This is a genomic window from Streptomyces sp. NPDC093586, from assembly GCF_044764905.1.
Classification (GTDB): Bacteria; Actinomycetota; Actinomycetes; order Streptomycetales; family Streptomycetaceae; genus Streptomyces.
Map to the genome: position 1 here is coordinate 21,173 of NZ_JBIWJA010000013.1, position 25,409 is coordinate 46,581.

Here is a 25,409-nt window from a genome sequence, read left to right on the forward strand (position 1 = left end):
CGGGACGAGCGAATCGTATGAAGCTGGACTCCATGTACCAGGAAGTCATCCTGGACCACTACAAGCACCCGCACGGGCGTGGTCTGAGGGATGGCGACGCCGAGGTGCACCACGTGAACCCGACGTGCGGTGACGAGATCACGCTGCGCGTGAAGTACGACGGCACGACGATCAGCGACGTCTCGTACGAGGGGCAGGGCTGCTCGATCAGCCAGGCCTCCGCCTCCGTACTGAACGATCTGCTGGTCGGCAAGGAGCTCGCCCAGGCGCAGAAGATCCAGGAGACCTTCCTGGAGCTGATGCAGTCCAAGGGCAGGATCGAGCCGGACGACGCCATGGAGGACGTCCTGGAGGACGCGGTCGCGTTCGCCGGGGTGTCGAAGTACCCGGCCCGGGTCAAGTGCGCCCTGCTGAGCTGGATGGCCTGGAAGGACGCGACGGCCCAGGCGCTGGACGCCGACGCCGAGAAGGAGACGACGGCATGAGCGAGACCGTGGAGATGAAGCCGGCCTCGGAGGAGGAGCTCCGCGAGGCCCTGATGGACGTCGTCGACCCCGAGCTGGGCATCGACGTCGTCAACCTGGGCCTGATCTACGGCATCCACGTCGACGACGCGAACATCGCGACCGTCGACATGACCCTGACGTCGGCGGCGTGTCCGCTGACGGACGTGATCGAGGACCAGGCCAAGTCCGCCACGGACGGCCTCGTCAACGAGCTGCGCATCAACTGGGTCTGGATGCCGCCGTGGGGCCCGGACAAGATCACGGACGACGGCCGCGAGCAGCTGAGGGCGCTCGGGTTCAACGTCTGAGACCCCCTGCTCACGAGAGCGGCGGCACCCCTCGGGTGCCGCCGCTCCGCTATGTACGCTCGTACACATGGGTTATCTGCTCCTGGCCGGAGCCATCGCCGCCGAGGTCGCCGGGACCACCGCCATGAAGTACAGCGAGGGCTTCAACCGTCTCGGACCGTCCGTGCTGACCGTCCTCGGCTACCTGATCTCCTTCACGCTGCTGGCCCAGACCCTGAAGACCCTCTCCATCGGCACGGCGTACGCCATCTGGTCCGGCGTGGGCACCGCGGCCATCGCCACGATCGGGGTGGCGTTCATGGGGGAGGGGATGACCCTCACCAAGGCAGCCGGGATCGCGCTGATCATCATCGGCGTGGTGGTGCTGAACCTGGGCGGGGCGCACTGACGTCCCGCCGTCACGGCCCCCGCGGACGTCGTCGTGCGCCCGGCACGCGAGACGGCCGCGGGGTCGGCTCGCTTCCACGAGCGGCGGCCGGTTAGGTTGCCCTCATGACCGACACGACTGCTTCCCGCACCACCGGCGCCGTGGCCGCCGGCCTCGCCACGATCGCCGCCGACGGCACCGTCCTCGACACCTGGTTCCCCGCCCCCGAACTGTCCGCCGAGCCCGGCCCGGCCGGTACCGAGCGGCTCTCCGCCGAGCAGGCCGCCCAGCTGCTCGGCGGCGGCGCGACCGCGGCCGTCGGTCCGGACGCCCGCCGCGGCGTCGAGGTGGTCGCGGTCCGCACGGTCATCGCCTCGCTCGACGACAAGCCGATCGACGCCCACGACGTCTACCTGCGCCTGCACCTGCTCTCGCACCGTCTGGTCAAGCCGCACGGCCAGAACCTCGAGGGCATCTTCGGCCACCTCGCCAACGTCGCCTGGACCTCGCTGGGCCCGGTCGCCGTCGACGACGTCGAGAAGGTCCGCCTCAACGCCCGTGCCGAGGGCCTGCACCTCCAGGTGACCTCGATCGACAAGTTCCCGCGCATGACGGACTACGTCGCCCCCAAGGGCGTCCGCATCGCCGACGCCGACCGCGTCCGCCTCGGCGCGCACCTGGCCGAGGGCACCACGGTCATGCACGAGGGCTTCGTCAACTTCAACGCCGGCACGCTCGGTACGTCGATGGTCGAGGGCCGCATCTCCGCGGGCGTCGTCATCGGCGACGGCTCCGACATCGGCGGCGGCGCCTCCACCATGGGCACGCTGTCCGGCGGCGGCAACGTGATCATCTCCATCGGCGAGCGCTGCCTGGTCGGCGCCGAGGCGGGCGTCGGCATCGCGCTGGGCGACGAGTGCGTGGTCGAGGCCGGCCTCTACGTCACCGCCGGTACTCGCGTCACCATGCCCGACGGCCAGATCGTCAAGGCCCGCGAACTCAACGGCGCCTCGAACATCCTCTTCCGCCGCAACTCGGTCACGGGCGCGGTCGAGGCCCGTCCGAACAACGCGGTCTGGGGCGGCCTGAACGACGTCCTGCACAGCCACAACTGATCACGGGCGGCCGTGACCTGCGGCCGCCTTATCGATCAACGCCCTGACCTGCTGCTGAGCTGTCGGCAGCTGTCGACGTTGGTCAACGCTGAGCGCCCTTCCACGGCCCTAGGACGGCCCGGGAGGGCGCTCGTGCGTTGCCTTCGCCGTCTGACGGCACACCCTATCGGCGCTATGGCTCTATGCGTGAGCAATCAGCGCCATCTCCGGGCTTCGATCAGAATCGAAGGCGAACGAAGGCAGGAGTTCTTAAAGTAGTCAATTGATGACGATTTGTTGGCAATGTGTGCCCAATGGTTTCGATAGTCGCGAATCGTGCTCGCGCGACTGCAATCATGGTTGCGGTATTACTGTGTGAAGGGATTGCAGGCGAGCTATGATTGATCTCCCGGTTCTGCCGGTCGGGCCGAAATATATGGTCATCACTCCGGAAATGGCGGAGACCTGGTTGACCTACTGTAATCCGGCTAGTAATCGAGTGCTGTCTGACACTGTTTACGAACGTTACGCGAAGGCCATGACGGCCGGGGCTTGGAGGACAACACATCAAGGGCTTGCTTTCGATAAGGGCGGCATGCTTCTCGATGGTCAACATCGACTGATGGGTATCAAGATCTCCGGCGTATCGGTTGAGATGCTGGTTATCCCGAACTGTGATGCCGAGACATTCGATGTGCTCGACTCCGGGCATCGTCGACAAGCAGCGCAACTGCTTAAAATTCCTCATAGGGTGATCGTGGCAGCGGCGGCTCGGATCATCGGGCAAATGTATAAGATGTGGGATCCTGTCACCCTCTTCGATGGATTTTACGATACGAAGGCCGCCACCTCGGACATCTTGAAAGCAGTTGCTGCCTGGCCGGAGCTGACAAGCATGGCTCCTATCGCTGCTGCTTCGTATCGAGCGGCTGGCATCAATCAGCCCACGCACCTCGTAGTGTTGGCTCAAGCGGCGCGAACCGAGCATGCGCACAAGATCGAGGACTGGGCCAATGGGCTAATCTCTGGCGCGAATATGGACTCCAAGGACCCCCGTCTAGTGCTCCGAAACAGGTTCTTTAGGGACCGCGTGATGCTCGGTACCAGCGGGGGGCGGCGAACCTCTTACAATCTAATTGCCAAGTCATGGAATAACTGGGCACAGGGCAAATTGATGGGAACTCTCAAAACTCTCGATGGTGAAGGTGTAATTCCCGTAGTAGGGACTGAGCGGTTCAGGCCCTGAACTGATAGTTGTCGCTAACAGGTCGGTGGAGCGGCTTTGGGCTGGAGCTGCTTTGGGGCGAGTGATCTTGGCCCCGTAAGCTGATGGCGAGTCGGGCAGTCTGTGGACCTGCCCTTTAAAGCACGACGTTGGGGCCAAGATCTTAGAGGCTCGCCCCAAAGTGGCTGCCTAAAGCCGTGGAGCCGACCGCCTCAGCCACAGAGGGTGTCTCCCACTTCATGCCCGCAGCCGCCGAGCGCGCCGCCGGGCGCGGCCAGCCGGGGCGAAGACAGGAGGCGGGCCGCGCCGTAGAGGCGGCGCGCGCCCGCGCCGTGCGCGGGCCTTGATGAAGTAGGGAAAGTTCTACCGCGTCCATGATCCGGAGCAGACACTCCCGGGCTGTCGGCTACGTGCCCGTCTCGGCTACCGTGCGACCTATGCCCTCTGGATTGGACACGCCCCAAGGCGCTGCCGAACTGGCCGAGTCGCTGTTGCCTCCGCTCGGGAACCGCTGGCTGCACACTCAGGCCGTCGCGGCTCGTGCCCAGGAGGCATCCGCGGCTGTGCCCGAGGAGGATCGCGATCTGCTCGTGGCTGCGGCCTGGCTGCATGACCTCGGCTATGCGCCTGAGCTTCGGGACACGGGGTTCCATCCGATCGATGGTGCGCGGCATCTCGAATCGCTCGGGGCGCCTGCACGACTCGTGCGCCTGGTCGCTCACCACTCCGGGGCTGTCTATGAGGCCGAACAGCGCGGACTGACTGCGGAGCTGGACGTCTACGAGCGGGAAGACTCGCCGGTCCTGGATGCCCTGATCTACGCGGACATGACGACCGGTCCGGCCGGGCAGTCCTTCGACTTCGATCGCCGCATTGACGAGATCCTGGAGCGGTACGCGCCGGGCAGCGAAGTGCACAACGCGATCAGCAAGGCGCGTCCGTACCTCGGGCCGCCGTCGATCGCGTCCTTCGCGGCCCGGACAACCCCCAGGACGGCCCCGATACGGCCCACGGCCCGGGTCGGGCGTCTGACCTGGAGCGCAGCCAGAACAGCCACAACTGACCATCGGCGGCCGTGACCTGCGGCCGCCTCATCGGTCAACGCCCCGTCCCGCCGCCGCCTGTCGGCGTCGGTCACCACGGAGCGCCCTTCCACGTCCCGAGGACGGCCCGGGAGGGCGCTCGTTCATCGGACACGCACGGTCGGCATGGGCTGGGACCCGCACTCGGCCGGCGTGCGGGGACCGGCCGGGGCGTGCCTCGTCCGGGTCCGCATCCACGCAGGGGCTTCACGCCACCGAAAAGCCGTGGCAGGGGGCCGGCCACCGTCGTAGGGTCGGTCGGCATGACCGGTGGTCGTCGCGACGAGCGCGTCTTCCCCGAACTGGGGACCGACGTGGCCGGATTGACGTTGCGTGTGCTCACCGCTGAGCAGGCCGACGACTATTACGCGCTCATCGACCGCAACCGCGAGCACCTCACCCAGCACGGCGACTACCGGGCGCTGGCCGCATCGGACCACAGGACGGCACATGCCGAGCTGCTCGACGATCCCGCCCCGTCCCTCCGTTACGGCATCTTCCTTCACGGCGCCCTGATCGGCCGCGTCGACCTCGTGGCCGCCAACCCGCCCAAGTACGGCTTCGGATACTGGCTCGACCACGAGGCGACGGGACACGGGTACGCCACGGCAGCCTGCCGTGCGCTGATCGAGTACGGAGCCACGGCGCTGGGCGCCACCGACGTGTTCGCGGGCGTCACCCACGGGAACGACAGGAGTGTCGCCGTGCTGACCCGGCTCGGCTTCAAGGTCGCCGAGGTCTTCGGGACCTACACCCGGTACCACCGGCCCCTCGTCGCCTCGCCCGGCGCGTGTCCCGCGCGACGGTGAGACCGGGACCGGAGCGGCCACCGTCGGGCGAACGGTCCTTCCGGAAGGGCGCGTTCCCCCGTGGGACGCCTGTGTGTGACCCTCCGTGGGCCGGCGGACATGGGGGCAGGCCGATGACCCGATGGAGGACGTGGGGGAGCGCACCCCGCTCTCCGGCGACGGCTACACCTGGAGCCGAGCGGCGTCGGCGGCCAGGTCGCCGTGGGCCGACAGCAGCCGGGCGACCGTCCCGGCGCCCGCGGGGCGCAGTGGGGAGCGGACCGGGCCCGCGGGCAGGTGCAGGGCGTTGAGGAGGGCCTTGGCCGTGACGGTGCCGGGGAGGCCCGACGCCATCATCAGCTCGGTGAGGGGGATCGTCCGCCGCTGGAGCCGGGCCGCCTCCCGGGTGTCGCCCGCGTCGAAGGCGTCCAGGACGGCGCGGAACGGTTCCGGGGCGACGTTCGCGACCGTGCTGACGTACCCGGCGGCGCCGAGCGCGTACAGGGCGAGGATCTGCTCGTCGCAGCCCGCGTAGTACGCCAGGTCCGTGCGGGCGAGCACCTTCTGGGTGCCGAGGAGGTCGGAGGAGCAGTCCTTGACCGCTACGACGCGGGGGTGTTCCGCCAGTCGGACGAGGGTGTCGGGCTCGATGCGGACTCCGGTGCGGCCCGGGATGTCGTAGAGCATGACCGGCAGCCCGCTCGCGTCCGCCACCTCCCGGAAGTGGGACTCCAAGGCGTCCTGCGGGGGTCTGCTGTAGTACGGCGCGACCACCAGCAGGCCGTCCGCGCCGGCCTGCTCGGCGGCCCGCGCCAGCTCCACCGTGTGCCGGGTGTCGGCGGTGCCCACCCCGGCGACCAGCGCCGCCCGTTCCCCGACCGCCTCCCGCACCGCCGTGACCAGCGCCGCCTTCTCCGCGTCCGTGGTGGTCGGCGACTCGCCCGTCGTACCGGACAGCACCAGACCGTCGCAGCCCCGTGACACCAGCCGGTCCGCGAGCCGTTGGGCGCCGTCGAGGTCGAGCGCACCCGCCTCGGTGAAGGGGGTGACCATGGCGCACAGGGCGCGGCCGAAGGGGCGAAGAGGGGGCGGGAGGGTGGTGTGGCCGTCAGTCGTCATGGGAGCAGTGTCGGCGGACGGATCACGTAGCTCTACTTAAATTTTCTACGAAGCATGGGTAAGGGTTGCTAAGAGGTGGGGGAAGGGGTAGCGGTCGTCGAGCAGGGGTACCCGGATCCCTCCGAACCGAGAGGAGGCGGAACGCTGTGACCACCATGCACACCAGGCCGGTGCACGACGAGCACCACTCCGTGGGCGAGCTCGTCGGTCAGGCCACCGAACAGCTCTCCCGGCTCGTGCGCCAGGAAGTGGCCCTCGCCAAGATGGAGCTGGCCGAGAAGGGCAAGCGCGCCGGGCGGGGCGGCGGAATGCTCGGTGCCGCGGGCGCCATCGCCTACGTCGGCCTCTTCGCCCTGGCCGGCACGGCCGTCGCCGCACTCTCGCTGGCGCTGCCCGTCTGGGCCGCGGCACTCATCGTGACGGCGGTGCTCTTCGTGATCGCGGGCGTCCTGGCCATGTCCGGCCGCTCCCAGCTCCGCCGTGCCGCACCCCCCACGCCCGAGCAGACCCTCGGCAGCGTCAGGGCCGACGTGGACGAGATCAGGGAAAGGGCGCATCGATGACCGACGCGACGAGCGGAGACGGCGCGAGGAGCGGCTCCACCGCGCAGCCGGCCGGCGGGGCCAAGGGGCCCGACGAGCTGCGACGGCAGATCGAACAGACCCGCAGCCAGCTCGGCGAGACCGTGGAGGAACTGGCGGGGAAGGCGGACGTGAAGGGCCGCGCCAAGGCCCGGGCCGCCGATCTCAGGGACAAGGCCGGTGCCATGACCGTGCAGTTGCGCAGTTCCGCCGCGCAGGCCGGTCACACCGTGCAGCACAAGGCGAACCGCGCCGGTCACACCCTGCAGGACAAGGCGGGCCAGGTCGGTCACACCAGCCGGCACGGGGCGCGGCAGCGCGTGCCGGAGCGTGTGCGCGGCGTGGTCCGGGCCGGGACGCGGCATCCGCGTCCGGTGCTCGTCGCCGGTGCGGTGGCCGGCGCGGTGGTCGCGGCGGGCGTGCTGCGGCGTCGGCGGCACGGGCACTGCTGACCGCTGACTCCGGGGCGGCGCGACGAGGGACCCCGTTCGCGGGGTCCCTCGTCGCGCCGTTGCCGCGTCCGCGGGCCGACGCTTGACCTCAAGCATGGTCGAGGTCGGAGGGTGGTGCGTGCACCCGACGACCACCGATCAGTGGAGGCCGGCATGACCCGCCGTACCGACGCACACCCCGACCTCGTCCGCCCCGATGTGCGGGCCCCCTTCTTCAGCACCTGGCGCGTCGGCACCCCCGAGCGGCAGCGGCAGACCGTCGACGCCATCGCCCGCACCTGGGAGCGCCGCCCCTGGCCCGCGGACGACCTGCTGAGCTACCACGTCTACACCGGCCACGACGGCAGCACGCTCCTGCACCACTCGCAGTGGACGAGCGAGCAGGCGTACGAGGCCTTCGTCAAGACGCACCGGCAGGAGCGCGTCGACGAGATCGACACCGCCGTGCCGGGCATCGAACGGCTGGGGCTCGGCCGGTACCGGCGGTACCGCGGCCTCACCCGGGAGGACAGGGCGGCGCTCGTTCCCGGCTGCGTCGTCATCGTCGGCGTCGAGTTCGACGGACCCGACCCCGAGCGGCAACGCGCGTGGGTGGACGCGGTCCTCGAGGCACTGGAAAGCGATCCGGAGCCCGCCCCCGGCGGCATCTCCGCCCACTTCCACCTCAGCACCGACGGCACCCGGGTCCTCAACTACGCCGAATGGGAGAGCGCCCAGGCCCACATAGACGCCCTCGCCGCGCCCGGCGACGGCGTCGGCTCGGCGACGGCCGCGTGGGAGCGGGTGCGGAACTGGCCGGGGCTGAAGAGCAGCACGGTCGAGCGCTACGACCACGCCCTCGGCCTGGTGCCCGGGTAAGCCCCCTGCCGTCACGGACGGAACCGCAGCACCTGCGGGTCGTGGTCGCTGATCTGGTCGGGGAACTCGGCGTTGATGTGCACGCTGTCGTAGGACAGGTGCCCGCCGCGCCGGATCGACGGGCTGACCAGGATCTGGTCGAGGACCTGGCTGTTGCCCTGGTAGACGTACGAGTAACGCTCGCTCGTCGGCAGCGACTTGACCGCCGACCACAGGGCGCCGCCGTCCTCCAGGATCCTCGCCGTCCCGGAGAACTCGAAGTCGTTGATGTCGCCGAGGGCGATGACGTCCGCGTTCTTCTGGGCGGCCAGGATCTCCTTGACGAAGGTGTTCACGACCGTCGCCTGGGCGTGGCGCTGGGTCTCCGAGCCGCGCGCCGGCGGCTGGTACTGCGCGGTCAGGCCCTGGTCGCCGCCCTTGGAGTTGAAGTGGTTGGCGATGACGAAGACCGTCCGGCCGCGGAAGACGAACTCGCCGGCCAGCGGCTTGCGGCTGTCCTCCCAGGCCGCGTTCGCCGGGTCGACGCGGCCGGGGGAGTGCGTGAGCGCCGCCTTGCCGCGCACCTTCGTCACCCCGGTCGCGGTGGTCGCGTCGCCCGCCGCGCGGTCGGTGAAGGAGACCCGCTGAGGGTTGAACAGGAACGCCTGGCGGATGTTGCCGCCGGGCTGGCCGCCGTCCTCGCCGTCGACCGGGTCGATGCCGCGCCACTCGTAGCGCGGGCCACCCGCCGCGACGATCGCGTCGATCAGCTTGCCGACCGTCGCGTCGGCGGCCACCGTGCCGTCGTCCTTGACGCCGTTGTTGTCCTGGATCTCCTCCAGGGACACGATGTCGGGCGACTTCAGGTGGTGCACGATCGCGTCGGCGTGCGCGGCGAAGGTGGCGTCGGACGGGTCGAGGTTCTCGACGTTGTACGTGGCCACCGCCAGCTCGCGGTCGCTCTGCGCGCGCGTCGACTCGCGCTCGGTGCCGCCGCTCTCCAGGGCGCCGATCTCGCCCGCGACCAGCGTGTAGCCGCCGTACTGGTTGTAGTCCAGCGGGCCGGCGGTCGTGCCGGCGAGGGTGTCGCCCACGGTGGCGACGGGGAAGTCGGCCGGCTTGCCCAGGGACTGGATCTGGAGCCGGCCGGTGTTCTGGGAGTCGTAGGAGCCGTAGACCGTGCCGCCGCGCCGGTTGGCGTTCTCCCACGGCTTCACCGTGACCCACAGCTCGGTGTGCGGGTCGGAGGCGCCGACCACGCGGGCGTCGGAGACCTTGACGTTCATGCCCTCCAGGGACTCGTAGTAGTCCAGGGCGTACGCCGCCGGGCGCAGCGGCAGGGCGTTGACCGAGCCGTTCGCGGCCGGGTCGCCCTCGGGGGCGTAGGCGCGCGGCACGGACCGGGCGGAGACGGTCGTCGCGGCCGGGACCGGGTTGCCGCTGGAGACGACGGTGACCGTCGGACGGGTGATCTCGGTCAGCGACTGGTTGCCGGACGAGGTGCCGCCCGGGACGAACTCCGTGACCGTGCCGGAGACGGTGACCGCGTCACCGACGGCGACCTTCGGGGTGGAGCTCGTGAAGACGAAGACGCCCTCGCTGGTGGCCGGATCCGCGTCCGGGCGCGGGTCCTGCATCCAGAAGCCCCTGGAGGAGCCGTAGCCGCGGACGCCGGTGACGATTCCGGCCACGTCCGCGACCTGCCTGCCGGCGTACGGCGACAGCCGGGTCGTGCCCTGGACGTCGTGGATGCGCACCGAGTCGGCGTGCGCGGGCGAGGTGAGGACGACGGTGGACGCCGCCGAGCAGACGGCGGCGACGGTGAGCGCGGCGAGGCGCGCGGAGGACTTGCTGGCCAACGGGATCCCTCCGGGGACGTGACGGAGCGCCGGGACGAGGGTGGGACACGAGTGGGACGCGAGGGGCCACAGGGTCCGTACGGACCTGGGTGAACACTTGTCCCCCCGCTTTCTACGCGCGTCAATCTCCTGCCTGCTCGGCCCGGTTGTCAAGGTTTCGGCCATGTACGGCACCCGACGGGGAGATGAACCGGGCGGCATCGGTGGAAACCCGTCTAGGCTGAGCGGCTGAGCCGTACGGCGGCGAGGACGGCCGTACGGCGGTCGAGGCGCGCGAGGAGAAACAGCCGATGTCAGACAGCTCCACCCTGCCGCCCGCACGGCTGCGACCCGAAGCGGAACTGGCCCGCGACGCGCTGTCCACGCCGGTGCTCTCCCGGGCCGCCCGGCTCGCCCGCTGGGCCGGGCCGGACACCCGCGTCGACGCCGGCGGCGGGCTCGTCGAGGAGCAGCTCCCGGCGGCGGCCGAGGTGCTCGGGCTGACCGGGGACGACGCCGCGGCGTACGCGAGCGAGGCGTGGCGGATCGCGGTGGACACCGGGCTGGTGGAGATCACCGACGAGGAGAAGGGCACCGTCACGCCGGGCGAGGACCTCGCCCTGCTCACCGGCGGTTCCCCGCAGGACGTTCTCGGCGTGTGGCTCACCGCCCTGGAGACCGTGCTCGCCGACGCGAGCGTGCCCGACCTGGACGACCTGGTCGACGCGATGGCCGAGGGCGGCGAGATCGACCTGACCTCCCTCGACTGGGACCCGGAGTCCGAGACCGAGTTCCTCGACGGCGTGCTCGGCAACCTGTACCTGCTCACCGTCGGCGAGGACGGGTCCGGCGACACCCCGGTGCCGCTGCCCGCGCTGGCCGCGTCCGTCATCGTCCCCGGCGACATGGCCGAACCCACCAACGACGTGCTGGAACAGGTCTCCGACGCGATGATGCGCCTGGACGACCAGTTCCGGCTGCTGGAGCCCATCGGCCTCGTCACGTACCAGCCCGTGGACGAGGCCCTGATGGCCGACGCGGACGAGGAGCCCGCGGCGCCCGTCGACGAGACCGACGTCGCCCGCTACGGCATGGTCCGCCTCACCCCGCTCGGACTGTACGGACTGCGCACCAGGCTGCAGGAGGCCGGCTTCGAGGCACCCGCCGTCGGAGACCTCGTCGACAAGGGCGCCGACGCGCTCCTGGACGGCACGGCGTCCTTCCCGCCGGCGTCGGCCCACGCCGAGACCGAACGGTGGCTGGCCCGGCGTGAACCGCTCGCCGCGGCGCGCGAACTGCTGGCCGCGGCCCGCGGCTCGGACTCCGGCGCGCCCCTGCGCCGGCTGCGCTGCCAGCAGGCGCTGTCCCTGGTCGGCGCCGGGGCCGAGCCCGCGCTGCGGGAAGTCCTCGACGACGCGGAACTCGGGGGTCTGGCCCGGGTCTGGCTGACCGAGCACGGAGCCCGGGACGTGCCCGCGCCGTCGCAGGAGATGGTCTTCTGGCTCACCGTCGACACGGTGGCCGCGCAGCTCGCCGCCGAGGGCAACTCCGAGGAACTGCGGTCCCTGGTACAGGGGCTGGCCATGCAGCACAGCGGATTCTTCGACACCGCCTGGCGGGTCGAGCACCCGGCCACGGCGGACGTCCTGGAGGCGATGGGGCGGCTGCACCCCGACAAGAAGGTCGCCAAGGAGGCGCGGAAGGCGGCCTTCAAGGCGAGGTCGCAGCAGGGGGGTTGAGCGGTGCGCGGGGTGGCCGGGGTGTCCCGGAGCCCTTGGTCCGGCGGACCGGCGGGTGGGTGACGCGGCCCGGCGCTTGCCGGACGCCGCCGCGCCCGCCCGTGCCGCCCTTGGCGGCACGCATGCCGCGGTGACGCATGGCTGCGGGGTGCTGCCCGGTGTTCGCGGGGTGTCGCCGCGCCGACCCGTGCCGCCCTTGGCGGCACGATCGCCCGCGGCTATGAAGAGGCTGGTCGTGTTCGGTTCAACTTCTGTTCAGACATGGCCGGAAACGTGACGCCGAACCGAGGTCCGCCACCCTCGACGGCACGCTCATCGTCACAGGAGACACCATGTCGCTCACCCGCAGGGACTTCGCCAGCCGATCCGCACTCACCGGTGCCGGAGTCGTACTGGCGGGCAGCGTCGGCGCCCTCGCCACCGCCCCGCAGGCCCTCGCGTCCACCGACACCGGGAGCGCGGAAGAGGCGCGCGGCCAGGGCCACGGTCACGGCCACCACCACGGCGGGGTCGGTTACGGACCGCTGGTCCCCGACCCGGACGGCATCCTCGCCCTGCCCGCCGGCTTCCGGTACGAGATCGTCACCTACTGCGGCCGGACCAAGCTGGAGACGGGCGAGTACACCCCCTCCAACCACGACGGCACCGCCGCCTTCGAGGGCCCGCGCGGCACCACCCTCCTCGTCAACAACCACGAACTCGCCGGCCCCCGCACCAAGTGGGACCACCCCGTCCCGCTCACCGAGGGCCTCGTCTACGACCCCGCCGCCGCCGGCGGCTGCACGGTCGTCGAGGTCCGCCGCGGCGGCCACGTCGCCGAGTGGGTCGGCATCGCCGGCACCGCCACCAACTGCGCGGGCGGCAGCACCCCGTGGGGCACCTGGCTGACCTGCGAGGAGACCGAGGACAAGGCCGGCAAGAACGGCATGACCAAGGACCACGGCTACGTCTTCGAGGTCGACCCCGAGGACCGCCGTGCCAACCGGAACCCCAAGCCGGTCAAGGCGCTGGGCCGTTACGCCCACGAGGCCGTCGTCGTCGACCCCAAGCGGGGCCACCTCTACCTCACCGAGGACGCCTCCGGCCCCAACGGCCTGTTCTACCGCTGGACCCCGCCGGAGGGCTTCCGGCACGGCCGGGGCCGGCTGCGCACCCTCGCCGACGACGCCGGCGTCCTCGAGGCGTTCAAGTGCTTCGACTCCGGCGGCAAGTTCGTCGACGACCTCTCCCGCGCCACGAAGACCGGCACCGTCTACGGCGTCGACTGGGTCGAGGTCCCCGACCGTGACGCCAGGACCACGTCCGTGCGCAAGCAGTTCACCGACGGCCAGGTCACCCGCGCCCGCAAGCTGGAGGGCATGTGGTGGGCCGACGGCGGCGCCTACGTCGTCTCCTCCTTCGCCCGGGACGAGAGTCCCCGCCCGCACGACGGCCAGGTCTGGTTCTACGACCCCAAGCGGCGCACCCTCACCCTGAAGGTCCTCCTCGGCGTCAACCCCGACCCCTCCGCGGACGGCGCCTTCGACGGCCCCGACAACATCACCGTCTCCCCCTACGGCGGCCTCGTCATCGCCGAGGACGGCGACGGCGTCCAGCACCTGTTCGGCGCCACCGACAGCGGCCGCACCTACCCCATCGCCCGCAACGAGCTGAACATCGGTTCCGAGGAGGAGCCCGAGTACAGCGAGTTCACCGGCGTCACCTTCTCGCCCGACGGCCGCACCCTGTACGCCAACATCCAGACGCCCGGCATCATGCTCGCCATCACCGGGCCGTGGAAGCGGCACAAGCGCGGCAATTAATTCGCTCGCCCGGCCGACGGCCGCCCTCCTAGAGTGATGAACGTCCAGGTGCGAAGGCAGGACCTACTTCCACTCATCATGGGGCGGCCACGGGTTCGAGTCCCGTCACCGGCACGACGCGCCGGTGTAGCTCAGGGGACAGAGCACCTTGTCGGTTCCGCCGACCTGAACTCTGGACACCGAAAACCTCACGCACCTCCCGGTGCGCGGGCCACGGCTACTTCTTCTCTGAAAAGAACCGATGCCGCGGCCGACCTGATCTCGGGAGGCGCGGCGAACGGCAGGGTGCCCGGTGCGCAGGCAGCGGATACTTCCTTGACCGGAATGCTGCGGGGTTCGAATCCCCGTCACCGACTCCGGGTCGGTGTAGCTCAATGGGAAGAGCGTTCGGATAGTCCCGTCGTCGATTCCGACCTCGGGCACCCTTCCTTCGCCACGCCTCCCTCCGAACGAATTCGGGGGAATTCACCATGGCGCGATTCAACACCAAGGCCGCGAAGGCGCAGCCCACCTCGCGCGTGACGTCGACGGGCCGCGTACTCCGCACCCACCAGGGCGGCCGGGGCCGCGAGCGGGACGCGCGCTCCGAACTCTTCCTCCTCTCGGTCGGCAACTTCGTGTCCCAGCAGACCTTCTACGAGTCCGGCGCCGACCGAGACGACCGGTTCGTCGCGCTGGTGCGCGAACTCGCCGTGTCCGACCCGGCCTGGACGGCAGGCCTGCTCGGCTGGCTGCGCGGCGAGGGCAACCTGCGCACCGCCTCGATCGTCGGCGCCGCCGAGTACGTCAAGGCCCGCCTCGACGCCGGTTCCACCGACGGCCCCGCCAACCGGCAGGTCGTCGCCTCCGTGCTCCAGCGGCCCGACGAGCCCGGCGAGCTGCTCGCGTACTGGACGGCGACGTACGGCCGGGCCGTGCCCAAGCCGGTCAAGCGGGGCGTCGCCGACGCCGTACGGCGGCTCTACCACGGGACGTCGCTGCTGAAGTACGACACCGCGTCCAAGGGGTACCGCTTCGGCGACATCCTCAACCTGGTGCACGCGGTGCCGGACCCGGCCAAGCCGTGGCAGGGCGAGCTGTTCCAGTACGCGCTGGACCGCCGCCACCACCCCGACACCGCGGTACCGCCCGCCTCGAGCCGCGTCCTGGTAGCGCACCGCGAGCTGATGGCGCTGCCCGTCGAGCGGCGGCGGGCGGTCGTCACCGCGCCCGACGGCGCCGAGCGGCTCGCGGCGGCGGGCATCACCTGGGAGATGCTGGCCGGCTGGCTCCAGGGGCCGATGGACAAGGCGGCCTGGGAAGCGGTCATCCCGTCCATGGGGGCGATGGCGCTGCTCCGCAACCTGCGCAACTTCGACGAGGCCGGCGTGTCCGACGAGGTCGCCGCCCGGGTCGCGGCACGGATCAGCGACCCGGACCAGGTGGCGCGCTCGCGGCAGTTCCCCTTCCGCTACCTCGCCGCCCACCAGCACGCGCCGTCGCTGCGCTGGTCGTACCCGCTGGAGCAGGCGCTCGGCCACTCGCTGGCCAACGTGCCCGCGCTGCCCGGCCGGACCCTGGTCCTCGTGGACCGCTCGGGCTCGATGTTCTACGACCGGATCTCGGACCGCTCCCGGCTCACCCGGGCCGACGCGGCGGCGGTCTTCGGCACGGCGCTCGCACTGCGGGCGGCGGACGCGGACCTCGTTCAGTTCGGAACCTCGAGCAGTCGCGTGGCGTTCCGCCGGGGCGAGTCGGTGCTGAAGGTCCTGGGCCGCTTCGGGAACCTGGGCGGCACCGACACGACCGAGGCGGTCCGGCGGCACTACAGGAAGCACGACCGGGTGCTGATCGTCACCGACGAGCAGTACGCGTACAGCCGGTACGGCGGTCCGACCGAGCAGGTCCCGGCGGACGTGCCGGTCTATACCTGGAACCTCGCCGGGTACCGGGCGGGCCACGGCCCGTCGGGGAAGACGAACAAGCATGTCTTCGGGGGCCTCTCGGACGCGGCCTTCCGGATGGTTCCACTGCTCGAGGCGGCCCGGGACGCCGACTGGCCCTGGGCGGCGGCCTGAGGACGCCGGACCGCGCGGCCCGCACCCCTCAGCACGACGGGTGCGGGCCGCGCCCTTGTCCGCGCCTTCGTCCGCCCACCGGTCCGCGCGAACTCCGCGCGGTAGGCTGCCGGGGAGGTTTCCGGCGGGCAGGGAGTAGTGGGATGGCGCAGGTCAGACCCATGCGTGCGGATGCCCGGCGCAACCGTGAGCGGTTGCTCGCGGTGGCGGCTCAGGCCTTCGCCGAGCGTGGTGAGGGCGCCTCGCTGGACGACATCGCCAAGCGCGCGGGGGTCGGCGTCGGCACGCTGTACCGGCATTTCCCGACGCGCCGGGCACTGCTGGAGGCCGCCTGTCTGGAGCGGATCGAGGCCATCGCCGCCCGTGCCGACGTGATCGCGGCCGGTCGGCCGGCGGGCGAGGCGCTCGTCGCGTGGCTCGACGAGCTGGCCGTCGGGATGCTCCAGGTGCGCGGACTGAAGGCGCTGCTGGGCACGGCCGTCACCGGCGGCGGGGCCGCGGTGGGCACGGCGTGCGGTGACTGTGTGCGGGGCGCGGCGGCGCGGCTGGTGCGGGCGGCACAGGAAGCCGGTGCCCTGCGGCCGGACGTCGAACCGATCGAGGTACTGCGGCTGCTGCACGGCGTCGTGACGGCGTCCGAGGCGGTCGGCGAGGTCGACGGGACGGCCGTGCGGCGGTATCTGTCGCTGCTCATGGAGGGACTGGCGCGGGCGTAGAGAGCCCGGGAACGCGGAGGGCCGGGCAGGGGCGTCCGGGGACGCCGGCGCCCCTGCCCCGGTCTCCCTACAGCGCCTGGGCCGCCGGCTTCACCATGCCCCGCACCGTGCGGGACTTGACGAAGTCGCCCATGGCGGTCATCTCCCACTCCCCGGAGAACTGGCGGATCAGCTTGGCCATCATCACGCCGGTCTGCGGTTCGGCGCTGGTGAGGTCGAAGCGGACCAGCTCCTCGCCGGTCGCGGCGTCGAGGAGGCGGCAGTAGGCCTTGGCGACCTCCGTGAACTTCTGCCCGGAGAACGAGTTGACCGTGAAGACCAGGCCGCTGACCTCCTGCGGGAGCCGGCCGAGGTCGACGGTGATCACCTCGTCGTCGCCGCCTCCCTCACCGGTGAGGTTGTCGCCGGAGTGCCGGATGGCGCCGTTCACGATCTGGAGCTTGCCGAAGTAGCAGCTGTCGATGTGGTTGCGCTGCGGGCCGTACGCGATGACCGACGCGTCCAGGTCGATGTCCTTGCCGCGGTAGGCGGGCTCCCAGCCCAGGCCCATCCGGACCTGGGAGAGCACCGGCCGGCCGTTCTTGACCAGGGACACGGTCTGGTTCTTCTGGAGGCTGACCCGGCCCTTGTCGAGGTTGATCTTCCCGGTGCCCGGGGCGGGCGCGGGCGGGGCGGCCGGCGGGGCCGGGGGAGCGGCGGGCATCGTCGGCGCGGCGGCGGGCGGGGCCGGCGGCGGGGTGACCGTCTGCGGCTGGGCGGGGGCCGCCGGTTCCTCCACCGTGACGCCGAAGTCGGTGGCGATGCCCGCGAGGCCGTCGGCGTAGCCCTGGCCGACCGCGCGGGCCTTCCAGGCGCCGTTGCGCAGGTAGACCTCCACGATCACCAGTGCCGTCTCGGTGCCGAGCTGCGGGGGCGTGAAGGTGGCGAGGACGGAGCCGTCGTCCGCGTTGCGGATGGTGGCGGTCGGTTCGATGCCCTGGAAGGTCTGGCCGGCGGCGTCCGGGCTGGCGGTGACGACGATCTTCTCGATGCCCGGCGGGACCGCGGTGGTGTCGACCGTGATCGCGTCCGGGGCGGTGCCGCCGCCGGAGCGGTAGGTCACGCCCGGTCCGGTGGGCTGGTTGTAGAAGATGAAGTCGTCGTCTGAGCGCACCTTGCCGTCGGCGGTGAGCAGCAGGCCCGATACGTCGAGCCGCACGGGCGCGGCGACGTCCACCGTCACGCGGGCGGCGGAGAGGGGGATGTTCGAGCCGGGGGTCATAGCTGTCATGCCGGGTGAACGAGCGAGGCCGTTTTACCGTTCCCTTACCCGGGGCCGATCGGGTCGGGGCCCGGAAGGCGGGGCCGGCCCCGGCGGCCGTCACGACGTGCCGCCCGCCGGCCGTGCCTCCGCCCGGCCGAAAGGCGAAGTGGCGTCTATCACTTCGTTTTTTGCCCGCTCGGAGAGCGAATGGGCGACTTGCTCGAAGATGTGGGTCTGGACCGCCCGGCGACCCCTGCGTAGGGTCACTCCGCTTACTGGATCTTCACGAAATTCTCAGATTGTAGGTACACAGGAGTGGTGAGACGCGGGCACCGCGGGGGAGCGGTGCGGGGGACAGCGGTGACAGCGGTCGCCCTGCCGGCAGCCGGCGGGGTGTGGGGCGCGGCCCTCTCCGACACCTGGGCAGCCACCGTGCCGGGTGGTGCCGCCGAGGCGCGGGAGACGGCGTCGGGCGTTTCCGCCGACGAAGCGGCGCGCGGCAAGGCGTTCCGGCAGGACGATGCCCTGCGGGTCTACGCCGGTGTCCTCCCCGAGGCGGAGATCACCGAACTGGCGACCGTGTACGAGCCGCCCGTCGACATCGGCTGACGGCCTTTCCCTCCTTCCTTCTTCCTCCCTTTTTCCATCCACTCGCGGTGGGGGCCCGGCGACCCCGGGCCCCCACCGCTGCCCAGAATGCGAGACCTCACCTTGTCCGGCACACATCGCGTGCCGTCGTGGTCATGGAGCCGAGCGGGCCGTCGTCGTCTGGCGACCGTCGCTCTGCCCGTGACCACGGCCATCGTCACCACCCTGCTGGGGGCGGCCCCGGTCCAGGCGTTCGAACGCGACCCCGGTCGCCTGGAGAAGCCCGACTTCGGCAGAGCCACGTCGTTCCGGGCCGAGCACCGGACCGTCGCCGACCCGACCCGCCAGGCCGCGGAGAAGACCAGAGAGCGGAGCACCCGCCCGGTCGTGTGGCCCTCGGCCGCCACCGCGAGCGTCGTCGTGCCGCCGCGGGCGGACACGGAGACCAGGGCCGGCCACCTGCCCGTCGCCCTCGGCCGGCCGCCGACCGCCCCGTCGGCCAAGTCCCCGGCGGCGGGCAGGGCCGCCGCGCCCGCGGCGGAACCGGCTCCGGAGAAGGCGGAGGTCCGCATCCTCGACCGGGCCGGGACGGCGAAGCTCGGCATCGAGGGCGTGGTCCTCACCGTGCGCCGCGCGGACGGCGGGACCGACCCGGCGGGCCTCTCCGTCGACCTCGACTACAGCGGCTTCGCCCACGCCTACAGCGGCAACTGGGCGTCCCGGCTGCGGATCGTCCAGCTCCCCTCGTGCGCCCTGACCACGCCCGAGAAACCGGCCTGCCGCACCACGACTCCCGTGCCGTCCACGAACGACACGGCGGAGAAGACCGTCACCGCCCAGGTGACCACGCCGAAGGCGACCACCGCGCAGGCCCGCGGCGCCGGCGCCTTCACGGTCCTCGCGGCGTCGGCCGGCACCTCGTCGGACCAGGGCACGTACGAGGCGACCCCGCTGTCGCCGTCGGCGACGTGGACGGGGGGCGGGTCCAACGGCGACTTCACCTGGTCGTACCCCATGGACGTCGTGCCGGCTCCCGCCGGGCCCGTGCCGTCGGTGTCCATCGGCTACTCGGCCCAGAGCGTCGACGGCCGTACCTCCTCCACCAGCGCCCAGCCGTCCTGGGTCGGCGAGGGTTTCGACCTGCCGACCTCGTACATCGAGCGGTCGTACGGCTCGTGCGACGACGACGGCCAGGACAAGAAGTACGACCAGTGCTGGAAGGAGGACAACGCCTCCATCGTCCTGAACGGCAAGTCCAGCACCCTGGTCCTGCTCGACAAGGCCAAGGGCACCTGGCGCCTCCAGGGCGACGACGGCGAGCGCGTGGTGCGCACCACCGGGGCGTCCAACGGCGACGACGACGGTGAGCAGTGGACCGTCACCACCACCGACGGCACCCAGTACGTCTTCGGCAGGAACCGCCTGCCGGGCTGGACGAGCGGCAAGCCCGAGACCAACTCGGTGTGGACCGTCCCGGTGTTCGGCGACGACTCGGGCGAGCCCGGCTACGACGCCGGCACCAGCTTCTCGGCGAGGGCCAAGACCCAGGCGTGGCGCTGGAACCTCGACTACGTCGTGGACCCGCACGGCAACGTCATGACCTACTGGTACGACAAGGAACTGAACTCCTACGCCCAGAACGGCACCACCGGCAAGGGCACCGAGTACGTCCGCGGCGGCCACCTCGAGCGCATCGACTACGGCCAGCGCACCGACACCGTCTTCTCCACCACGCAGCCCGCCGCGGCCCGCGTGAAGTTCACGGTCGCCGAGCGGTGCATCCCGGTCACCGGCGGGGAGACCTGCGGCTCGCTGACCGAGGGGAACCGCAACGCCTGGCCCGACGTTCCCTACGACCAGATCTGCAAGAAGGACACCGTCTGCACCGACCAGGCGGCTCCGTCCTTCTTCTCCCGCAAGCGCCTCACCGGCGTCACCACGCAGGTGTACAAGGGCACCGGCACCGGCGCGGACACCGACTACCGGGACGTGAACCACTGGGCCCTGGACCACTCCTTCCCGGACCCGGGCGACGGTTCGAACGCCGGGCTGTGGCTGAAGTCCATCCAGCACACGGGCAAGTCGGGCACCCCGGTCGCGCTGCCGGCCGTCACCTTCTCCGGCATCCAGCTCCACAACCGCGTCGACAAGACCGGTGACAGCGTCCCGCCCTTCATCAAGTGGCGTGTCCGCACGGTCACCTCGGAGACCGGGTCGGTCCTCACGGTCAACTACTCCGACCCGGAGTGCGTCGCCGACACCGGCATCCCGGCCGCCCTCGACAAGAACACCAAGCGCTGCTACCCGGTGAAGTGGATCCCGCCGTCCAACCCCACCCCCGGGACCGACCCCCAGCCGCGCACCGACTGGTTCCACAAGTACGTCGTCACCCAGGTCACCGAGTCCGATCCGACCGGCGGCGCACCGCTGAAGCAGACCGACTACACCTACCACGGCGGCGGAGCCTGGGCGTACGACGACCAGTCGCCCATCACCCCGGCCAAGTACCGGACCTGGGGCACCTGGCGCGGCTACCAGAAGGTCACCACCACCACGGGCGAGGCGGCGGGCGTCCGCTCCAGAACGACCTCCCTGTTCTACCGGGGCATGCACGGCGACAAGCAGCTCGACGGCGGCACGCGCACCGAGACGGTCACGGACTCCACGGGCACCTCGGTCGACGACGAGGAGCAGTACGCCGGGCAGGTGCGCGAGGCGATCACGTACGACGGCACGACCGGAGGCGAGGTCTCCGGCACGATCACCACACCGTGGTCGCAGAACACCGCCACCGCCACGCACTCCTACGGAACCGTCCGCGCCCACATGACGCGCACGGGCAAGGAGGTCAAGCGCACGCCCCTGTCCGGCGGCGGCGCCGTCACCTCGACCGTCACCACGACCTACGACCCGCAGAGCGGCCAGCCGCTGACGGTGGAGACCGAGGGCGGCGGGGTGAAGGACTGCACCCGCACCGAGTACGCCAAGAACACCACCGACTGGCTGCTCACCTACGTCAAGCGCACGGAGAAGGTCTCCGTCGGCTGTGCGGTCACCCCCAGCCGCACCGGTGACCCGAAGACCACCCAGGTCGTCTCCGACGTCCGTACGTCCTACGACGGCCAGCCCTACGGCACGGCCCCCACGAAGGGCGACGTCACCGCCCAGCAGCGCGTCACCGGCTACAGCGGCACCACCGCCCAGACGCAGACCGTCCTGACCGCGAAGTACGACGCGCTGGGACGGCTCACCGACCAGTGGGACACCGGCGGGAACCGCACCGACCACATCGAGTACACGCCGGCCGGCGGCGGGCCGCTCACCGAGAAGAAGGAGGTGAACGCCCTCGGACACACGGTGACGACACGGATCGCCCCCGACTGGGGTTCGAACACGGTGAGCGTGGACCCGAACGGCAGGCGCACCGAGAGCGCCTACGACGGGCTCGGACGGCTCACCGACGTCTGGCTCGCCGACCGGGACCGCTCCGGGGGACAGTCGCCCAGCCGGAAGTACGAGTACAAGATCCAGAAGGGCTCCGCGTCCTGGGTGGCCACCAAGACGCTCAACAACGACGGCACCACCTACCAGACGGCGTACGCGATCTACGACGCTCTGCTCCGGCCCCGCCAGACGCAGACGCCGGCGGCGGTGGGCGGCGGTCGCGTCGTCGCCGAGACCAAGTACGACACGCGCGGTCTGGCCGTCGAGTCCTCGGCCGACTACATCGACACCACGGCCCCCTCCGGCCGGCTGGCCGACCTGCTGACGGCCTCGCCCGCCGGCACCCGCACCGTGTACGACGGTGCCGGACGGCCCACGGTCCAGATCAACCTGGCGCTGGGCAAGGAGCACTCCCGCACCACCACGACGTACGACGGCAACGCGACCACCGTCGAACCGCCGGCCGGCGCGTCCGCGGTGCGCGAGACGGTCGACAGCCGGGGCCGTCTCGCCGAGAAGCGGGAGTACGAGGGCAGCAGGGCCACCGGCGCCTACACCCGCCTCACCTACTCCTACGGCCGCGCCGACCAGCTCACCAAGGTGCAGGACGACGACGGCAACGCGTGGGAGTACGGCTACGACTTCCTCGGTCGTCAGACGAGCGCCAAGGACCCCGACGCCGGGGCGTCACGCAGGGAGTACGACCAGTACGACCAGGTCAGCGTCACCGAGGACGCCCGGGGCAGCATCCTCAGCCACACCTACGACGTGCTGGGGCGGCCGACCGGCCGGCTCTCGGGCCGCATCCCGGTGGTGGGCGGCGTACCGCAGATCGACGACTCCAAGTACCTGGCGCGCTGGTCGTACGACACCGTCGCGGCCGGGCAGCCGACGTCCTCGATCCGGTACGAGGGCGGTAAGAACGGCAAGGTCTACGCGACGACCAACGCCGCCTACGACCCGCTCTACCGGGTGCTGAAGGAGCAGTACACCATCAGCACCGGTGAGGGTGCGGTGGCGGGAACCGGGACGTACTCGATCACCAACGCGTACAACCTGGACGGCACGCTCCAGAAGCGGACCATCCCCGCCATGGGCGGGCTCGGGCAGGAGGTGCTCACCTACGGCTACAACGAGCAGCGTCTGCCCACCACGCTGGACGGCCTGACCGGCATCGTCCGGGGCACGGACTACCTGCCGGCCGGAGAGCGCATCCGCGTCACCCTCGGGGTCTCCTCCACCGCCAGGTGGACGGAGATCAACAGCTCCTACGAGGACGGCACCAAGCGACTGGCACGGCAGACCGTCGTCTCGGAGTCCCACAGCGGCACGGACGCGGACACGTACTACCGCTACGACCTCGCCGGCAACCCGGTCGAGATCGACGACCGCTCCACGGCCGCCGGCGACAAGCAGTGCTTCTCCTACGACGGGCACCGGCGTCTGAAGAGCGCGTGGACCGCCGGGACCGACTGCGCCACCGCGCCCACCGCCTCGGGCGTCACAGGCGTCGCACCGTACTGGAAGTCGTACACCTACGACAGCGCGGGCAACCGCAAGACCGTCACCGATCACCTGGCCGCCGGCGGTCCCGCGACCACGACGTACGCCTACGACCAGAACACGGCCGAGGGGACGCCCCGCCCGCACCTGCTGGGATCCACCACGACCAGTCCCGCCGATCCGCGGGCCCCCCGGACGAGCTACACCTACGACGAGTCCGGCAACACCACGACACGGGCGATCGGGGACAGGACCCAGAGTTTCGAGTGGGGGCCGGAGAACAACCTCGTCAAGGTGACCGAGGCGGGCAGCGCGGAGACGACGTTCCTCAACGACGCCAACGGCAACAGGCTCATCCGCAGGGACGCCACGGGCACCACGCTGTACCTCGGCGAGACGGAGCTGCGGTACGACAGGGCGACCGACAAGGTCCAGGCCACCCGGTACTACTCGCACGGCGGGCAAGTGGTCGCCGTCCGCACGCCCCAGTCGCTGACCTGGACGAGCGCCGACCACAACGGCACGTCGAACGTGCAGGTCGACGCGACGACCCAGGTGGTCACCCGGCGGTACTCGGAGCCCTTCGGCGAGACGCGCGGTACTCAGCCGGCGCGTTGGGCCGGTGACAAGGGCTTCGTCGGCGGCACGCAGGACCCCACGGGCCTCACCCATCTCGGCGCGCGCGACTACGACCCGGTGACGGGCCGGTTCATCAGCGCCGACCCGGTCGCGGACCTGAAGGATCCGCAGCAGATCAACGGATACGCCTACAGCAACAACAATCCGGTCGCCTTCGCCGACCCGGACGGCAAGTTCTTCCTGTCGTACGTCTTCGCGCTCATCCGGCTGATCAAGGCGATCATCAGGTACGTCGCCGCGGCCGTGCACACGACGTACCGGCAGAGCTCGAGCCACCGCGCCTCCCGGGGCGGGTCACGCACCGGGCTCTCGGCCTCCGGAAGCGCGAGCTTCGCCTCCGCGTCCGGCGGTGGGGACAACTGCCCGGCGATCCAGCGCAACTACGGGATCTGCAACAACAAGGAACCCGAGAACCCCAAGTCGCTCGGTCAGTCGCTCAAGGACATGGCCGGAGGGATCGGTGACTTCCTCACGGGCAGCGCCGACGCCTTGGAGTACGCGACCGAGCCGTGGTGCTGGTTCGGCGCGGACTGCGGAGTGCAGGAGACGTACCGCGAGAAGGCGAAGGAAGCCGGTGTCGAGGTCGGTTCCAAGGAGTACAAGGACACGGCCGAGGCGGCCGAGACGGTGTCCTTCCTGGCCGGTGGCTTCGGCGCCCTGAGAGCACTCGTCAAGCGGGCGCTCAAGGGCGGCACGAAGGCCCCGGACATGCCCGACAGCAAGCCGGAGGCACCCAGAAAGCCGGTCAGGCCGACGAGTCCCGACGAGGCTGCAGACATGCTCAGGGACCTCCCGAGATGGGGTTCCGGACACAAGCGCGACGCGGTGCACAGGGCAGCCGACTTCGCGATCGACGATGTTGCCTCCAAGGGCACCGTGTTCGAGCGTGTGGGCGGGGACAAGCGCCCCTTCACGATCGTTCAGGTTCCCGGCGGCATGAACGGCAAGACTGGTCGCTTCGAATGGATCATCGAGGAGCGCAGTGGTCACCTCGTGGTGAGTCATCAGCGATTCGTCAAGAACGGAACCATCAACGGTATCCCGAACAAGCCGTAGGCTGCGCTGCCCACCGAAGGCGAACCGGAGAAGAGCACGTGGTAGACGAGAACGACAACTGGCAGATGCGTCTGAAAGGAGCGGTCGAGCAATACGAAGAGGGGAGGCTCGGGCTGGACCGTCTGGCCGAGACCCTCTTGGCCCTCGTGTCCGACGCGACATCCGGCAGGGGCGCGACCTATGAGGTGGCCTGTGAACTGGCGGCGGAGCTCGAAAGGCACCACGACCTTCGGACCTCACCGTGGAACACGCCGGACGACGTGGGACCCGACGACGAGAGGGACCTGGCGGAGACAGTGGCCGAGGTGCGGAAGCTGACCACGGCCTAGCCCGCTTCGGGAAAGCCCCCGGCGCGTGGCAGTCACGACGTGTTGGCAGTTCTGCCCGGAGGCGTACGACGGCCCCTGTCGCCCGGACTCGGTCCG

Annotated in this window: 20 protein-coding genes; 17 read left to right on the plus strand and 3 right to left on the minus strand. The window is 70.8% G+C overall.

Going from position 1 to position 25,409, the window contains the following annotated elements; all coding sequences use genetic code 11:
* Positions 1-17 precede the first annotated feature (17 nt).
* From sufU to ACIRFH_RS15970, 7 genes are all read left to right on the plus strand, one after another.
* Positions 18-485 (plus strand): Fe-S cluster assembly sulfur transfer protein SufU, encoded by a 468-nt coding sequence (gene sufU / locus ACIRFH_RS15940; RefSeq protein WP_403520843.1) that lies wholly within the window; start codon positions 18-20, stop codon positions 483-485.
* Complete coding sequence (locus tag ACIRFH_RS15945; RefSeq protein ID WP_009187969.1) at positions 482-814, plus strand: metal-sulfur cluster assembly factor; 333 nt, start codon at positions 482-484, stop codon at positions 812-814. Before sufU ends, ACIRFH_RS15945 begins: the two co-directional genes overlap by 4 nt.
* A 67-nt stretch (positions 815-881) precedes the next feature.
* On the plus strand, positions 882-1,202 hold the full coding sequence (locus tag ACIRFH_RS15950; protein WP_403520845.1) for a DMT family transporter: 321 nt from the start codon (positions 882-884) through the stop codon (positions 1,200-1,202).
* Positions 1,203-1,306: 104 nt separating this feature from the next.
* Positions 1,307-2,296, plus strand: coding sequence for a 2,3,4,5-tetrahydropyridine-2,6-dicarboxylate N-succinyltransferase (dapD, locus tag ACIRFH_RS15955; RefSeq protein ID WP_403520847.1), 990 nt, complete (start codon positions 1,307-1,309; stop codon positions 2,294-2,296).
* Positions 2,297-2,672: 376 nt separating this feature from the next.
* On the plus strand, positions 2,673-3,521 hold the full coding sequence (locus tag ACIRFH_RS15960) for a hypothetical protein (RefSeq protein WP_403520848.1): 849 nt from the start codon (positions 2,673-2,675) through the stop codon (positions 3,519-3,521).
* Between the two features lie 416 nt (positions 3,522-3,937).
* Positions 3,938-4,579: an HD domain-containing protein gene (locus ACIRFH_RS15965; protein ID WP_403520850.1), complete on the plus strand. Its 642-nt coding sequence runs from the start codon at positions 3,938-3,940 to the stop codon at positions 4,577-4,579.
* A gap of 266 nt (positions 4,580-4,845) precedes the next feature.
* Positions 4,846-5,391: a GNAT family N-acetyltransferase gene (locus ACIRFH_RS15970; protein ID WP_403520852.1), complete on the plus strand. Its 546-nt coding sequence runs from the start codon at positions 4,846-4,848 to the stop codon at positions 5,389-5,391.
* Between the two features lie 162 nt (positions 5,392-5,553).
* Here the strand turns inward: ACIRFH_RS15970 and dapA are convergent, their stop codons facing one another.
* A complete protein-coding gene (gene dapA / locus ACIRFH_RS15975) occupies positions 5,554-6,489 on the minus strand; it encodes a 4-hydroxy-tetrahydrodipicolinate synthase (RefSeq protein WP_403520854.1) in 936 nt (311 codons plus the stop codon).
* A gap of 155 nt (positions 6,490-6,644) precedes the next feature.
* Here dapA and ACIRFH_RS15980 point away from each other — a divergent pair, with 155 nt between their 5' ends.
* From ACIRFH_RS15980 to ACIRFH_RS15990, 3 genes are all read left to right on the plus strand, one after another.
* The gene (locus ACIRFH_RS15980) at positions 6,645-7,052 is read left to right on the plus strand and encodes a phage holin family protein (RefSeq protein WP_403521106.1); all 408 of its coding nucleotides are present in this window, start codon (positions 6,645-6,647) and stop codon (positions 7,050-7,052) included.
* Positions 7,049-7,522: a DUF3618 domain-containing protein gene (locus ACIRFH_RS15985; protein ID WP_403520856.1), complete on the plus strand. Its 474-nt coding sequence runs from the start codon at positions 7,049-7,051 to the stop codon at positions 7,520-7,522. The genes ACIRFH_RS15980 and ACIRFH_RS15985 overlap by 4 nt, the downstream gene beginning before the upstream one ends.
* Before the next feature lie 153 nt (positions 7,523-7,675).
* Positions 7,676-8,380 (plus strand): antibiotic biosynthesis monooxygenase, encoded by a 705-nt coding sequence (locus tag ACIRFH_RS15990; RefSeq protein WP_403520858.1) that lies wholly within the window; start codon positions 7,676-7,678, stop codon positions 8,378-8,380.
* An 11-nt stretch (positions 8,381-8,391) separates the two neighbouring features.
* On the opposite strand, the gene ACIRFH_RS15995 is transcribed toward ACIRFH_RS15990, so the two are convergent.
* Positions 8,392-10,218: an endonuclease/exonuclease/phosphatase family protein gene (locus tag ACIRFH_RS15995; protein WP_403520860.1), complete on the minus strand. Its 1,827-nt coding sequence runs from the start codon at positions 10,216-10,218 to the stop codon at positions 8,392-8,394.
* 290 nt (positions 10,219-10,508) lie between these two features.
* On the opposite strand from ACIRFH_RS15995, the gene ACIRFH_RS16000 reads away from it, so the two are divergent.
* The 4 genes from ACIRFH_RS16000 to ACIRFH_RS16015 all read left to right on the plus strand — a co-directional run bounded on the left by ACIRFH_RS16000 (position 10,509) and on the right by ACIRFH_RS16015 (position 16,511).
* Positions 10,509-11,936, plus strand: a complete 1,428-nt coding sequence (locus tag ACIRFH_RS16000; RefSeq protein WP_403520862.1) for a hypothetical protein — start codon at positions 10,509-10,511, stop codon at positions 11,934-11,936.
* A gap of 332 nt (positions 11,937-12,268) precedes the next feature.
* A complete protein-coding gene (locus ACIRFH_RS16005) occupies positions 12,269-13,738 on the plus strand; it encodes an alkaline phosphatase PhoX (protein ID WP_403520864.1) in 1,470 nt (489 codons plus the stop codon).
* Between the two features lie 470 nt (positions 13,739-14,208).
* A complete protein-coding gene (locus ACIRFH_RS16010) occupies positions 14,209-15,795 on the plus strand; it encodes a TROVE domain-containing protein (RefSeq protein WP_403520866.1) in 1,587 nt (528 codons plus the stop codon).
* Positions 15,796-15,938: 143 nt separating this feature from the next.
* Complete coding sequence (locus ACIRFH_RS16015; protein ID WP_403520868.1) at positions 15,939-16,511, plus strand: TetR/AcrR family transcriptional regulator; 573 nt, start codon at positions 15,939-15,941, stop codon at positions 16,509-16,511.
* A 67-nt stretch (positions 16,512-16,578) separates the two neighbouring features.
* Here ACIRFH_RS16015 and ACIRFH_RS16020 read toward each other — a convergent pair whose 3' ends face one another.
* Complete coding sequence (locus ACIRFH_RS16020; protein WP_403521108.1) at positions 16,579-17,772, minus strand: TerD family protein; 1,194 nt, start codon at positions 17,770-17,772, stop codon at positions 16,579-16,581.
* Positions 17,773-18,114: 342 nt separating this feature from the next.
* Between ACIRFH_RS16020 and ACIRFH_RS16025 the strand changes: the two genes are divergently transcribed.
* The 3 genes from ACIRFH_RS16025 (at position 18,115) to ACIRFH_RS16035 (ending at position 25,313) form a co-directional block, all read left to right on the plus strand.
* Positions 18,115-18,363, plus strand: coding sequence for a hypothetical protein (locus ACIRFH_RS16025; RefSeq protein ID WP_403520870.1), 249 nt, complete (start codon positions 18,115-18,117; stop codon positions 18,361-18,363).
* Between the two features lie 180 nt (positions 18,364-18,543).
* Entirely contained in the window at positions 18,544-24,984 is a 6,441-nt protein-coding gene (locus tag ACIRFH_RS16030; RefSeq protein WP_403520872.1) for an RHS repeat-associated core domain-containing protein, read from the plus strand.
* Between the two features lie 38 nt (positions 24,985-25,022).
* Positions 25,023-25,313, plus strand: a complete 291-nt coding sequence (locus tag ACIRFH_RS16035; RefSeq protein ID WP_403520874.1) for a hypothetical protein — start codon at positions 25,023-25,025, stop codon at positions 25,311-25,313.
* The last annotated feature ends 96 nt before the right edge of the window (positions 25,314-25,409 follow it).